The 12,892-nt window shown below is 64.5% G+C and carries 12 protein-coding genes; 9 read left to right on the forward strand and 3 right to left on the reverse strand.

The features are described 5' to 3' along the window. Window positions 1-93 precede the first annotated feature (93 nt). Both mnmA and P9239_RS16085 read right to left on the reverse strand, forming a co-directional pair. Window positions 94-1,227, reverse strand: coding sequence for a tRNA 2-thiouridine(34) synthase MnmA (mnmA, locus tag P9239_RS16080; protein ID WP_309752577.1), 1,134 nt, complete (start codon window positions 1,225-1,227; stop codon window positions 94-96). A 31-nt stretch (window positions 1,228-1,258) separates the two neighbouring features. Beyond that, window positions 1,259-1,741 (reverse strand): NUDIX hydrolase, encoded by a 483-nt coding sequence (locus P9239_RS16085; protein ID WP_309752578.1) that lies wholly within the window; start codon window positions 1,739-1,741, stop codon window positions 1,259-1,261. Window positions 1,742-1,960: 219 nt separating this feature from the next. Here P9239_RS16085 and P9239_RS16090 point away from each other — a divergent pair, with 219 nt between their 5' ends. The 3 genes from P9239_RS16090 to P9239_RS16100 are packed head-to-tail and all read left to right on the forward strand — an operon-like array spanning window position 1,961 to window position 4,883. After that, on the forward strand, window positions 1,961-3,106 hold the full coding sequence (locus P9239_RS16090) for a Re/Si-specific NAD(P)(+) transhydrogenase subunit alpha (protein ID WP_309752580.1): 1,146 nt from the start codon (window positions 1,961-1,963) through the stop codon (window positions 3,104-3,106). Between the two features lie 13 nt (window positions 3,107-3,119). Next, entirely contained in the window at window positions 3,120-3,440 is a 321-nt protein-coding gene (locus P9239_RS16095) for an NAD(P) transhydrogenase subunit alpha (protein WP_175939459.1), read from the forward strand. Next, complete coding sequence (locus tag P9239_RS16100; RefSeq protein ID WP_309752582.1) at window positions 3,441-4,883, forward strand: NAD(P)(+) transhydrogenase (Re/Si-specific) subunit beta; 1,443 nt, start codon at window positions 3,441-3,443, stop codon at window positions 4,881-4,883. It abuts the gene before it with no gap. A 70-nt stretch (window positions 4,884-4,953) separates the two neighbouring features. On the opposite strand, the gene P9239_RS16105 is transcribed toward P9239_RS16100, so the two are convergent. Continuing rightward, complete coding sequence (locus P9239_RS16105; RefSeq protein ID WP_309752584.1) at window positions 4,954-5,538, reverse strand: hypothetical protein; 585 nt, start codon at window positions 5,536-5,538, stop codon at window positions 4,954-4,956. Window positions 5,539-5,692: 154 nt separating this feature from the next. Between P9239_RS16105 and P9239_RS16110 the strand changes: the two genes are divergently transcribed. The 6 genes from P9239_RS16110 to purH all read left to right on the forward strand — a co-directional run bounded on the left by P9239_RS16110 (window position 5,693) and on the right by purH (window position 12,866). Continuing rightward, window positions 5,693-6,994 carry a class I SAM-dependent RNA methyltransferase gene (locus tag P9239_RS16110; RefSeq protein WP_309752586.1) on the forward strand — a complete coding sequence of 434 codons (1,302 nt, stop codon included), beginning with the start codon at window positions 5,693-5,695 and terminating at the stop codon, window positions 6,992-6,994. Between the two features lie 116 nt (window positions 6,995-7,110). Further along, window positions 7,111-8,508 (forward strand): aminopeptidase P N-terminal domain-containing protein, encoded by a 1,398-nt coding sequence (locus tag P9239_RS16115; RefSeq protein WP_309752588.1) that lies wholly within the window; start codon window positions 7,111-7,113, stop codon window positions 8,506-8,508. A gap of 10 nt (window positions 8,509-8,518) precedes the next feature. Next, a complete protein-coding gene (locus P9239_RS16120; RefSeq protein WP_309752590.1) occupies window positions 8,519-9,718 on the forward strand; it encodes a UbiH/UbiF/VisC/COQ6 family ubiquinone biosynthesis hydroxylase in 1,200 nt (399 codons plus the stop codon). 197 nt (window positions 9,719-9,915) lie between these two features. Further along, window positions 9,916-11,007, forward strand: coding sequence for a tRNA dihydrouridine synthase DusB (dusB, locus tag P9239_RS16125; RefSeq protein ID WP_309752592.1), 1,092 nt, complete (start codon window positions 9,916-9,918; stop codon window positions 11,005-11,007). Further along, complete coding sequence (locus tag P9239_RS16130) at window positions 11,004-11,237, forward strand: Fis family transcriptional regulator (RefSeq protein ID WP_087643302.1); 234 nt, start codon at window positions 11,004-11,006, stop codon at window positions 11,235-11,237. The genes dusB and P9239_RS16130 overlap by 4 nt, the downstream gene beginning before the upstream one ends. 63 nt (window positions 11,238-11,300) lie before the next feature. After that, window positions 11,301-12,866 carry a bifunctional phosphoribosylaminoimidazolecarboxamide formyltransferase/IMP cyclohydrolase gene (gene purH, locus P9239_RS16135; protein ID WP_309752595.1) on the forward strand — a complete coding sequence of 522 codons (1,566 nt, stop codon included), beginning with the start codon at window positions 11,301-11,303 and terminating at the stop codon, window positions 12,864-12,866. Window positions 12,867-12,892: the final 26 nt, after the last annotated feature.

Genomic DNA, 12,892 nt, shown 5'->3' on the forward strand with positions numbered 1-12,892 from the left:
GAGAGTCAAGCACTTGTATCGAATGACTTTTTATCAGGACGATAGGAAAGCGTCATCGAGACGCCCCGGCCTTCGCGGTCCGAGGCGCGTGCGTCAGCTTTCGCTCGCGGCCGTCGCCAATGTCGCAGGCGATGCCGCATCGGCCGCCGCGCGCTCGATGATCCCGCCGCCGAGGCATACGTCGCCCTGGTAGAGCACGGCCGACTGTCCCGGCGTCACGGCCCATTGCGCTTCGTCGAAGCGCAGCTCGAAAAGACCGTCGTGCGCAGCGGCGAAGCGGCAGGCGGCGTCCTGCTGACGGTAGCGCGTCTTGGCGGCGCAGGCCGTGCCGTCGTCAGGCGCGAAGCCCGCGACCCAGCTCGTGTTGCCCGCGACCAGCGTCTGCGACAAGAGCCACGGATGGTCGTGCCCCTGCACGACATAGAGCGTGTTGCTCGCCATGTCCTTGCCGGCGACGAACCACGGTTCGCCGCTGCCGTCCTTCGCGCCGCCGATGCCGATGCCCTTGCGCTGCCCGAACGTATAAAACGCGAGCCCGATATGCTCGCCCACGATCTTCCCTTCCGCTGTCTTCATCGGTCCGGGTTGCGTCGGGAGATAGCGGTTCAGAAAGTCGCGGAACGGCCGCTCGCCGATGAAACAGATGCCCGTCGAATCCTTCTTCTTCGCATTCGGCAAACCGATTTCCGCGGCGATTTCGCGCACTTTCGTCTTCGGGATTTCGCCGAGCGGAAAGAGCGTCTTCGAAAGCTGCTGCTGATTCAGCCGATGCAGGAAATACGACTGATCCTTCGTCGAATCGGTGGCCTTGAGCAACTGGAAAAGCCCGTTCTGCTCGCGCACGCGGGCGTAGTGTCCGGTCGCGATGGTTTCGGCGCCGAGCGACATGGCGTGATCGAGGAACGCCTTGAACTTGATTTCGGCGTTGCACAGCACGTCCGGGTTCGGCGTGCGGCCGGCCGAATACTCGCGCAGAAATTCGGCGAACACGCGGTCCTTGTATTCGGCGGCGAAGTTCACCGCTTCGACGTCGATGCCGATCAGGTCCGCCACCGAAACGACGTCGATCCAGTCCTGACGCGTCGAGCAGTACTCGCCGTCGTCGTCGTCTTCCCAGTTTTTCATGAACAGGCCGACGACTTCGTAGCCCTGCTCTTTGAGCAGCCACGCCGTCACGGACGAATCCACGCCGCCCGACATGCCCACCACCACTTTTCGCTTGTTCATGGAAATACCGCGTTGTTGGCGCGCCAGCGTGTCACGAGCGCACCGCCGGCGCGACCGAGTGCGTATGAATAAAATCGAGTGGCACGCGCCGCCCGGCCAAATAATCGTCGACGCACTTCATCACGAGCGGCGTGCGATGCTGCGCAACCGTCGCGCGCAGTTCGTCAGGCGTGAGCCACATTGCGCGGACGATCCCCTCGTCCAGCGCGCGCCCCGCCACTTCCCCCGCGGACTTGCCGCAGAACGTGAAGCGCAGATACGTGACATCGCGCTCAGGGCGCTGAAAGTGCGTCATGTAAGCACCGACGAGCGCCTCGGGCTCGAACCGATGCGCCGTTTCCTCCAGCGTCTCGCGGACGACCGCCTCGACGAGCGTTTCGCCCGCTTCGAGATGACCGGCCGGTTGGTTGATTCGCAGCCCTGCGGATGTGTGTTCCTCGATGACGAGGAAGCGCCCGTCCTGCTCGACAATCGCCGCGACCGTAACGTGAGGAGCCCAAGTATCTGATTTCATGGCCGACATTTTACCGTTACGCGTCCCATCACGTGCGCGCGGCCTAAGGGTTAGCGCGGAGTGCGATCAGGTGCCGGATCGCATTGTCCGCGCATATTCTTCAGTTACAGTTGAGACAGCCGTCCATCAGCATCTGAAACTCGAAATCAGCCTTGGTCTCCCTCGCGCGTGGCCGCGCCCGAGGGCAAGAAAAGAAAAGGAAAGACAGGAGGATTCAACATGCACATCGGAGTGCCTGCCGAGACACGGGCGAACGAGGCGCGCGTCGCCGCCACGCCGGAGACCGTGAAAAAGCTCGTCGCGCAAGGACACCGCCTTTCGGTGCAAAGCGGCGCGGGCGTGCGGGCGAGCTATATCGACGACGCGTTCGCGCAAGCGGGCGCCGATATCGTCGATGCCGCCACCGCGTTATCAGCCGAAATCGTGCTCAAGGTCCAGTCCCCGTCCGCCGAAGAACTCGCGACGATGAAAGCGGGCGCCGTGCTCATCGGCATGCTCGATCCGTTCAACACCGAGAACACCGCGCGGCTCGCCGCCGCGAGCGTGACCGCGTTCGCGCTCGAAGCCGCACCGCGCACGACGCGGGCGCAGAGCCTCGACGTGCTGTCGTCGCAGGCGAACATCGCCGGCTACAAGGCCGTGCTGATGGCCTGCCAGTACTACCAGCGATTCATGCCGATGCTCATGACCGCCGCCGGCACCGTGAAAGCGGCGCGTGTGCTCGTCCTGGGCGCGGGCGTCGCGGGCCTTCAGGCAATCGCGACGGCGAAGCGCCTCGGCGCCGTGGTCGAAGCGTCGGATGTGCGGCCGGCCGTGAAGGAGCAGATCGAATCGCTCGGCGCGAAGTTCGTCGACGTGCCCTTCGAAACCGACGAGGAACGCGAGGCGGCTCAAGGCGTCGGCGGCTATGCGCGGCCGATGCCGCCGAGCTGGCTCGCGCGGCAGTCGGCGCTGGTGCACGAACGCGCGAAGGCCGCCGACATCGTCATTTCGACGGCGCTGATTCCCGGCCGTCCCGCGCCGACGCTCGTCTCGGTGGAAACGGTGAAGCACATGAAACCGGGGTCGGTGATCGTCGATCTCGCCGCCGGACGCGGCCCCGAGTTCGAAGGCAGAAAAGGCGGCAACTGTCCGCTGACCGAAGTGGATCAGGTGGTGACGAAGCACGGCGTGCATATCGTCGGCCATACGAATCTGGCCTCGATGGTCGCCGCCGACGCCTCCGCGCTCTACGCGCGCAATCTGCTCGACTTCCTGAAGCTGATCCTGACGAAGGAAGGCACGCTCAACATCGACCTCGCGGACGACATCGTCGCGGCCACGCTTCAGTGCCGCGACGGACAGCTCGCCCGCGCGACCGCCTGACACGGAGACGAACATGGACGTCATCAACCATACGGTGATCAACCTCATCATCTTCGTGCTGGCGATCTACGTCGGTTATCACGTCGTCTGGAACGTGACGCCCGCGCTGCACACCCCGCTCATGGCCGTGACGAACGCCATTTCGGCCATCGTGATCGTCGGCGCGATGCTCGCGGTCGGGCTGACGGTGGGCGGCACGGGCAAGTTCTTCGGCGCGCTCGCGGTGCTGCTCGCGGCGGTGAACGTGTTCGGCGGCTTTCTCGTGACGCGGCGCATGCTCGAAATGTTCAAGAAAAAGGAGCCGAGGAAGCTGACCAGCAAGGAGGGCGCGTAAATGAGCATGAACGTCGTCACTCTGCTGTATCTGATCGCGTCGGTGTGCTTCATTCAGGCGCTCAAGGGCCTGTCGAATCCGAAGACCGCGCGCATCGGCAATACGTTCGGCATGGCGGGCATGGCGATCGCGATCTTCACGACGCTCGCGCTCATCACAAAGCAAGCCGCTGATCTCGGCTCGAATCTTTCGCTCGGGCTGTCGCTGTTGTTCGCGGCGTTGATCATCGGCGGCGCGGCGGGCGCGTATATCGCGGCCAAAGTCGAGATGACGAAGATGCCCGAGCTTGTCGCGGCGATGCACTCGCTGATCGGTCTCGCGGCCGTGTGCATCGCGTATGCGGTGGTGTCGGAACCGTCCGCCTTTGGACTCGCGCCGCCGGGGTACCTGATTCCGTACGGCAATCGCGTCGAGTTGTTCATCGGCACGTTCGTCGGCGCGATCACGTTTTCGGGATCGGTGATCGCGTTCGGCAAGCTCTCGGGCAAGTACAAGTTCCGGCTCTTTCAGGGCGCGCCGGTCGTGTATTCGGGGCAGCATTTGATCAATTTGCTGCTGGCCGTGGCGATGATCGGCTTCGGCATCATTTTCATGGTGACGCAGTCGTGGCTGCCGTTCGTCATCATGACGCTGATCGCGTTCGCACTCGGCGTGCTCATCATCATTCCGATCGGCGGCGCGGACATGCCGGTCGTCGTCTCGATGCTCAATTCGTACTCGGGATGGGCGGCGGCGGGCATCGGCTTCTCGCTCAACAATCCGATGTTGATCATCGCCGGATCGCTCGTCGGTTCGTCGGGCGCGATTCTCTCGTACATCATGTGCCGCGCGATGAACCGCTCGTTCTTCAATGTGATTCTGGGCGGCTTCGGCGGCGAAGCGGGCGGCGCGGCGGCGGGCGGCGCGCAGGAGCAGCGGCCGGTGAAATCCGGTTCCGCCGATGACGCCGCCTTCATGCTCGGCAACGCGGAAAGCGTGGTGATCGTGCCCGGTTATGGACTGGCCGTCGCGCGCGCGCAGCATGCGCTGAAGGAGTTGACGGACAAGCTCGTTGAAAAGGGCATCGACGTGCGGTACGCGATTCACCCGGTCGCGGGACGCATGCCGGGGCACATGAACGTGCTGCTCGCGGAAGCCGAAGTGCCGTACGAGATGGTTCAGGAGATGGAGGACATCAACAGCGAATTCGGGCAGACGGACGTGGTGCTCGTGCTCGGGGCCAACGACGTAGTGAACCCGGCTGCGAAGACGGACCCGAAATCGCCCATCGCGGGCATGCCGATTCTTGAAGCCTATAAGGCGCGGACGATCATCGTGAACAAGCGGTCGATGGCGGCGGGCTACGCCGGGCTCGACAACGAACTGTTCTATATGGACAAGACGATGATGGTGTTCGGAGATGCGAAGAAGGTGGTCGAGGAGATGATGAAGGCGGTGGAGTGAGGGTTGACTGAGAAGAAGCGCGCTCGTTCGCCGGTGGTCGACGAGCGCGTAAAGTCATGCCACCTACCATTCAATAGCCAACGATCAAGATACCCTTCAGAGGAAGCCGCATTCGGTTGCCCGCGAAGAGAGTATCGAAGAACGTGACGACGCGGTCGAAGGCCGGGTTTGTCACGCCCGCGGCAACGTAGACGTTCCGGACCGCAATCGCCAGATAGTCGACGTCATCCATCATGCAAGCTTGATAGAGGTCTTTTAGGAACTGGTTGTTGGCGACTCCCCGCCCGGCCTCGACCTCGACAACGAACCGTTCGTCCGCGTGATAGGCATCGGCTTCGAAAGCCTTGGCGACTCGTCCGTTGTTTCCATATAAGACGGGGACGCGAATCTTGTCCGCGTGCTTTTTCCCAGCCTCGACGGCGAAGCCGAGTTCCGCAAGGGGCGCTGCAACGTGGGCCAAAACGCCGTTGCTCGGAAGGGTATGTATATGTGGAGCAATCGACGGATGAACTTCTTCGAACGCCTGCACAACGCCGATGGAAAGAGGCGTCGCTTTATCCGGTCTCGGGAGATAAGCCCAATTCTTTAGAATGTGGTGGCGAATGCGTGTATTAGGCTGCCTGCACGGACTAATACGTCGCGAATGAACGAGCATTGCACTGACTCTCCGTCTGTGTCGAGGCAAAGCGAGACGTTGCCATCTACCTGGCTGGCGCGGCCCGGAAACGACGCGGCGGCAGATTCCAGCGCACAGCCTTTCGGAGTTCGGCCGCGTACAATACCGCCTTTGAACCCCCGCAAGCGCCCCAATGTCCTCCCCTCTCTTCGACTGGTTTGTCCCCTGCCCGCGCGGTCTCGAAGCGCCGCTCGCCGCCGAGCTTGCCGAGATCGGGGAGCGTCACGTCAGCACCGCGCCGCTCACGGGAAGCGGTCCGCTCACCGTCGGCGCGCAAGTGCCGGGCGGCGTGCACTTTCGGGGCGGCTGGGTCGCGGGCATGGCGGTAAATCTGCATTCGCGTATCGCGAGCCGTGTGCTGCTGAAGATCGCGCAGGGACCGTATCGCAACGAGCACGATATCTACGAACTCACGCATCGGCAGCGGTGGGAACAGTGGTTCACGCCGAGCCAAACCATGCGCGTCGATCTCACCGCGATCAAATCGCCGCTCAAGAGTCTCGAATTCACGACGCTGCGCGTGAAAGACGCCGTGTGCGACCGCCTGCGCGACCTGAGCGGCGCGCGCCCGAGCATCGACACGGCGCAGCCCGACGTGCGCGTCTTCGCGTTCCTCACGTTGAACGAGTGCACGCTTTATCTCGACACCTCCGGCGAACCGCTCTTCAAGCGCGGCTGGCGGCTCGACAAGGGTGCCGCCCCCCTGCGCGAGAACCTTGCCGCGGGCATTTTGCGCTTGACCGGATGGACGCCCGGCACGCCGCTCTTCGATCCGATGTGCGGCAGCGGCACGTTCCTCGCCGAGGCCGCGCAGACCGCGCTCAACATCGCGCCGGGCAGCGAGCGGCGTTTCGGCTTCGAAAAGCTCAAGCCGTTCCATCCGGGCATGTGGCAGAAGCTCAAGAACGCCGCGATCGAAGCAAAGCGCGCAGGTCGCGCGAACGCCGCGAACATCAATATCTTCGGCAGCGACATTTCCGGCGACATGCTCGGCAAGGCGCGTGCGAACCTGAGCCGCGCGGGTGTGCCGGAACTGTCGCTCAAGCAGGTCGATGCCCGCAACATGACGCCGCCCACCGACGCGCCCGGCATTCTCGTCGCGAATCCGCCGTATGGCGAACGCATCGAAGTGCGCGGACGCGGCCCGCGCGGCGAGATCCGCGACACGGCCCGTTCGCGCCGCGAGGACGACGACGCTTTCGCCCGCGCGCAGCCCGATCCCGCCGACACCGAATTCTTCGTCTCGTTCGGCAACGCGCTCAAGCAACGCTTTCCCGGCTGGCGCGCTTACGTGCTTACGTCCGACCGCAAGCTGCCCGGCATGCTGCGGCTGCGCGAATCGACCAAGACGCCGCTTTTCAACGGCGCGCTCGAATGCCGGCTGTTCCGCTTCGACCTCGTGGCGGGCAGCGTGCGCAACCGGGCAGATGACTAGACGCTGCGCAGGACGCTCCACTGCTTTCGGGCGAGTATGCCCCGCCTTTTGACGTCCGCCTACTAGGCCGAACGGCCTATTCGCGCGGCGTGTAGGCCGGCGCTACAATCGGGCGCATGAACTCAATCACCGAACTGGGCAGCCCGATTGCCGTCGATGTCTACCGCAGCCGCCGCGAGCGCGTGCTTGCGCAGTTGCGGGCGCAGGGCGGCGGCGTCGCCGTCCTCTCGACCGCGCCGGAAGTCATGCGCAACCGCGACACGGACTATGCGTTTCGTCACGACAGCTACTTCTATTACCTGACGGGCTTCAGCGAACCCGAGGCGACGCTCGTGCTGAACGCGAGCGCGCAGGACGGCGAGCCAGCGTCCATCCTGTTCTGTCGCGAGAAGAATGCCGAGCGGGAGACCTGGGAAGGCTTTCGCTACGGACCGGAGGCGGCCGCCGACGCATTCGGTTTCGATGCCGCCTTCGCCATCGGCGCGCTCGACGACCACATCCCGCGCCTTCTCGCGGACCAGCCCGCGCTGTTCTACGCGCTCGGCACATCGGCCGAACTCGACGCCACGGTCCGCCGCTGGCTCGACACCGTGCGCGCGCAGAGCCGCAGCGGCGTGCGCGCGCCGACGCGGGCGCAGCATCTGCTGCCGATCATCGACGAAATGCGGCTCGTGAAGGACGCGCACGAGATCGCGCTCATGCGCCGCGCCGCATCGATTTCCGCCGAGGCGCACTGCCGCGCGATGCGCGCTTGCCGCCCCGGCATGCGCGAGTACGAACTCGAAGCCGAGCTGCTTTACACGTTCCGGCGGCGCGGCGCGCAAGCGCCTGCGTATGGCTCCATCGTGGCCGCGGGCGCGAATGCTTGCGTGCTGCATTACCCGGCGGGCAATGCGATTCTGCGCGACGGCGATCTCATTCTGATCGACGCCGCCTGCGAACTGGACGGCTACGCATCCGACATCACGCGCACGTTTCCGGCAAACGGCCGTTTCACGCCGGCGCAGCGCGAGCTCTATGACATCGTGCTCGCCGCGCAATCCGCCGCCATCGACGCGACGCGCGCAGGCGTGGGTTTCGACGCACCGCATCAGGCGGCGGTCCACGTACTGTCGCAGGGTCTGCTCGACACCGGCATTCTCGACAAGACGAAGTACGGCAGCGCCGAGAACGTCATCGCGGAACGGGCCTATGCGCGCTTTTACATGCACCGCACGGGCCATTGGCTCGGCATGGACGTGCACGACGCGGGCGAGTATCGCGAGGCCGACGGTCCGCGCGATGAGCAAGGCGCGCGGCCTTGGCGCACGCTCGCCGCCGGCAACGTGCTGACTATCGAGCCGGGCCTGTACGTGCGCGCGGCCGAAGACGTGCCCGAGCGTTACTGGAACACAGGCATCCGTATCGAAGACGACGCGCTCGTCACGCCCGGCGGCTGCGAGCTGCTCACGCGCGAAGTTCCCGTCGCCGCCGACGAGATCGAGGCGCTCATGCGCGAATCCATCAGCCATTGAACCTCACGACATGAGCGACACCACCACGCAACCGCATTACGACTACGACATCGCCATCGTCGGCGCGGGGCCGGTCGGGCTTGCGCTCGCCGGGTGGCTCGCGCGACGCAGCGCGACCTCGCGGCTCTCCATCGCGCTGATCGACGCGCGCACGCCCGAAGCCGCCGCGAACGATCCGCGCTCGCTCGCGCTTTCGCACGGCAGCCGCGTGATGCTCCAGCCGCTCGGCTTTCCCGCCGACGTGACGCCGATCCGTCGTATTCATGTCTCCCAGCGCGGACATTTCGGACGCACGCTGATCGAGCACGACGAGCACGACTTGCCCGAGCTGGGTTACGTGGTGCGCTACGGCTCGCTCGTCGGCGCGCTCGCGAAGGCCGTGCGTGCGACTAAAGTCGATTGGCTCACCGATACGTCCGCCCTGCCGCCCTTGCAGGACAACGAAAGCGTGACATTGCCGCTGCAATCGGGCGGTGTCGAGCGCACGATCCGGGTGCGCGTGCTGGTCAACGCCGAAGGCGGGCTCTATCAGCAAGGTCCGCGCGATGTCGCAATCTCCACGCAGCGCCGGGCGCGCGATTACGGCCAGACCGCCATCGTCGGCACGGTGAGCGTGTCGGACCCGCAAGCCAATGTCGCGTGGGAACGCTTCACGAACCAGGGGCCGATCGCGCTTCTGCCCTGCGGTGGCCAGCGTCACGCGGATTACTCGCTCGTCTGGTGCTGCTCGCCCGATGAAGCCGCGCGACGCATGCAACTCGGCGACGACGCGTTGCTCGCCGAACTCGGCGTCGCGTTCGGCTCGCGTATGGGGCGCTTCACGCGCATCGTCGGGCGGGCTGCTTATCCGCTCGGGCTGACCGCACTCAACGCGCTGGTCGACCGGCGCACGGTCGCCATCGGCAATGCAGCGCAGACGCTGCATCCGGTGGCAGGTCAGGGCCTGAATCTCGGGCTTCGCGACGCGCAGGCGCTCTGCGACGCCCTCTCCGTCGACGGACCGCGCCCGCTCGCGCTCGCGCATTTCGCACAGCGGCGCGCGCTCGACCGGCGCTTCACCATCGGCGCAACGGATACGCTCGCTCGCATCTTCACGATCGATTTCGCGCCGCTCGCGGCCGCGCGCGGGCTGGCGTTGACCGCGCTCGAATTTCTGCCGCCGCTAAAAACGGCGCTCGCGCGGCAGATGATGTTCGGCCAGCGGCGCTAAATATCGGTGGCCGACGCGCGACTTATCCTCTATGGCCGCGTCGGCTTTCATAGAAGATTTAAACACTTGCACGCGATTGCTCTTAATTTCAGCACTCGCTTAGCGTTAAAATACGCGTTTCCCTTCCGCATTTCTGCATCCGTCTGACGCGACACGGCGCTTATTGCCGACCTTCGCCCGCTCGGTGCCTCCACGTCATGCCCACTATCGGTCCACACGTTCTGCGCAATAACCTGTTCGTCGCTCCGATGGCAGGCGTCACCGACCGGCCCTTCCGCCAGCTGTGCAAGCGCATGGGCGCGGGCTACGCGGTGTCGGAGATGGTCGCGTCGAACGCACAGTTGTGGAAGAGCGAAAAGACCATGCGCCGCGCGAACCACGCGGGCGAGGTCGAGCCAATCGCCGTGCAGATTGCGGGCGCGGACCCGCAGATGCTCGCCGAAGCCGCGCGTCACAACGTCGCGAACGGCGCGCAGATCATCGACATCAACATGGGCTGCCCGGCCAAGAAGGTGTGCAACGTCGCGGCGGGATCGGCGCTCTTGCAGAACGAACCGCTGGTCGCGCGCATCGTCGAGGCGGTGGTGCAGGCGGTCGGCGTCGGCCCGGACGCGGTGCCGGTCACGCTCAAGATTCGCACGGGGTGGAATCGCGAGAACAAGAATGCGCTGACCATTGCGCGGATCGCGCAAGACGCCGGCATCTCCATGCTCACCGTTCACGGACGCACGCGCGCCGATCTGTACAAAGGCGACGCGGAATACGAGACCATCGCAGCCGTTAAGGCGTCGGTGAGAATTCCGGTCGTCGCGAACGGCGATATCACGACGCCCGAGAAAGCGCGCCACGTGCTCGCGGCAACCGGCGCCGACGCCATCATGATCGGCCGCGCGGCGCAGGGCCGGCCGTGGCTTTTCCGCGAGATCGAGCACTTCCTTGCGACGGGCGAGCGCATGCCGCCGCCGCGCATCGACGAGATCCAGCAGGTCATGAACGAACACCTCGAAGACCACTACGCGTTCTACGGGGAGTTCACCGGCGTTCGGACTGCGCGCAAGCACATCGGCTGGTACACTCGCGGCCTTTCCGGCGCCAACACCTTTCGGCACCGGATGAATACGCTCGACACGACCAAAGAACAATTGTTCGCTGTCAACGAATTCTTCGACGCGCAAAAGGCGCTGTCAGACCGCCTCGTTTATGTCGACGAGGCCGGGGACGCCGACGAAGCGGCCGATGAAGAATCGTGCGGCGGACAGAACAACACAGACCGACTACTTGCCGCATGAGCAGACATAACATCGAACAATGCGTCCGCCAGAGCCTCGACAGCTATTTTCAGGACCTGGACGGCTCCAACCCGCACGACGTGTACGACATGGTGATCTCGTGCGTGGAAAAACCGATGCTCGAAGTGGTGCTCGAGCAGGCGGGCGGCAATCAGTCGCTCGCGGCCGAATATCTCGGCATCAACCGCAACACGCTACGCAAGAAGCTCCAGCAGCACGGATTGATTTGATTCTTCGGACCGGGCGCGCGCCTGGTTCCGGCCTGGTTATCCTTTCTGGTTTCAGTGTTCATCATGATCAAGCAAGCGCTCATCTCGGTTTCCGACAAGTCCGGCATCGTCGAATTCGCCCAATCGCTCTCGCAGCTGGGCGTCCGGCTTCTCTCGACCGGCGGCACGGCGAAACTGCTCGCGGACGCGGGTCTGCCCGTGACCGAAGTCGCCGACTACACCGGCTTTCCGGAAATGCTGGATGGGCGCGTGAAGACGCTGCATCCCAAGGTGCACGGCGGCATTCTCGCGCGCCGCGATCTGCCGGAGCACATGGCGGCGCTTGAAAAGCACGAGATTCCGACGATCGACCTGCTCGTCGTCAACCTGTATCCGTTCGTGCAGACGGTCGCCAAGGAACAGTGCTCGCTGGAAGACGCGATCGAGAACATCGATATCGGCGGGCCGACCATGCTGCGCTCGGCGGCGAAGAATCATCGTGATGTGACCGTCATCGTCGATCCGGCTGACTACGCCGCCGTGCTCAACGAAATGCGCGCGAACAACAACAGCGTCGGCTACGCGACGAACTTCCGGCTCGCGACCAAAGTCTTCGCGCACACCGCGCAGTACGACGGCGCGATCACCAACTATCTGACAAGCCTCACCGAAACGCTTCAGCACAGCGAGCGCAACACGTACCCCGCCACGTTCAATCTGGCGTTCGAGAAAGTGCAAGATCTGCGCTACGGCGAAAACCCGCATCAAAGCGCGGCGTTCTACCGCGATCTTTCGGTGCCCGCCGGCGCGCTCGCCAATTACGAGCAACTGCAGGGCAAGGAACTCTCGTACAACAACATCGCGGATTCGGACGCCGCGTGGGAATGCGTGAAGACGTTCGACGCGCCGGCGTGCGTCATCATCAAGCACGCGAATCCGTGCGGTGTCGCCGTCGGCGCGAACGCGCACGAGGCGTACTCGAAGGCGTTCCAGACCGATCCGACCTCGGCGTTCGGCGGCATCATCGCGTTCAATCGCGAAGTGGACGAAGCGGCGGCGCAGGCCGTGGCGAAGCAGTTCGTCGAAGTGCTGATCGCGCCTTCGTTCAGCGAAGCCGCGCGCGCCGTGTTCGCCGCGAAGCAGAACGTGCGCTTGCTGCAAATCGCGCTCGGCGACGGTCACAACGCGTTCGACCTCAAGCGCGTGGGCGGCGGCCTGCTGGTCCAGTCGCTCGATTCGAAGAATGTGCAGCCGCATGAACTGCGCGTGGTGACCAAGCGCCATCCGACGCCGAAGGAAATGGACGATCTGATGTTCGCCTGGCGCGTGGCGAAGTTCGTGAAGTCGAACGCCATCGTGTTCTGCGGCGGCGGCATGACGCTCGGCGTCGGCGCGGGCCAGATGAGCCGCGTGGATTCGGCGCGCATCGCGGGCATCAAGGCGCAGAACGCAGGACTCTCGCTCAACGGCTCGGCGGTCGCATCGGATGCGTTTTTCCCGTTCCGCGACGGCCTCGACGTCGTAGTGAACGCGGGCGCGACCTGCGTGATCCAGCCGGGCGGCTCCATGCGCGACGACGAAGTGGTCGCCGCCGCCGACGAGCACAACGTCGCGATGCTCCTCACCGGCACGCGCCATTTCCGCCATTAATCGCGCCGAGTTCATTTAGTATTGGC

The organism is Caballeronia sp. LZ062 (assembly GCF_031450785.1).
Taxonomy (GTDB): Bacteria; Pseudomonadota; Gammaproteobacteria; order Burkholderiales; family Burkholderiaceae; genus Caballeronia.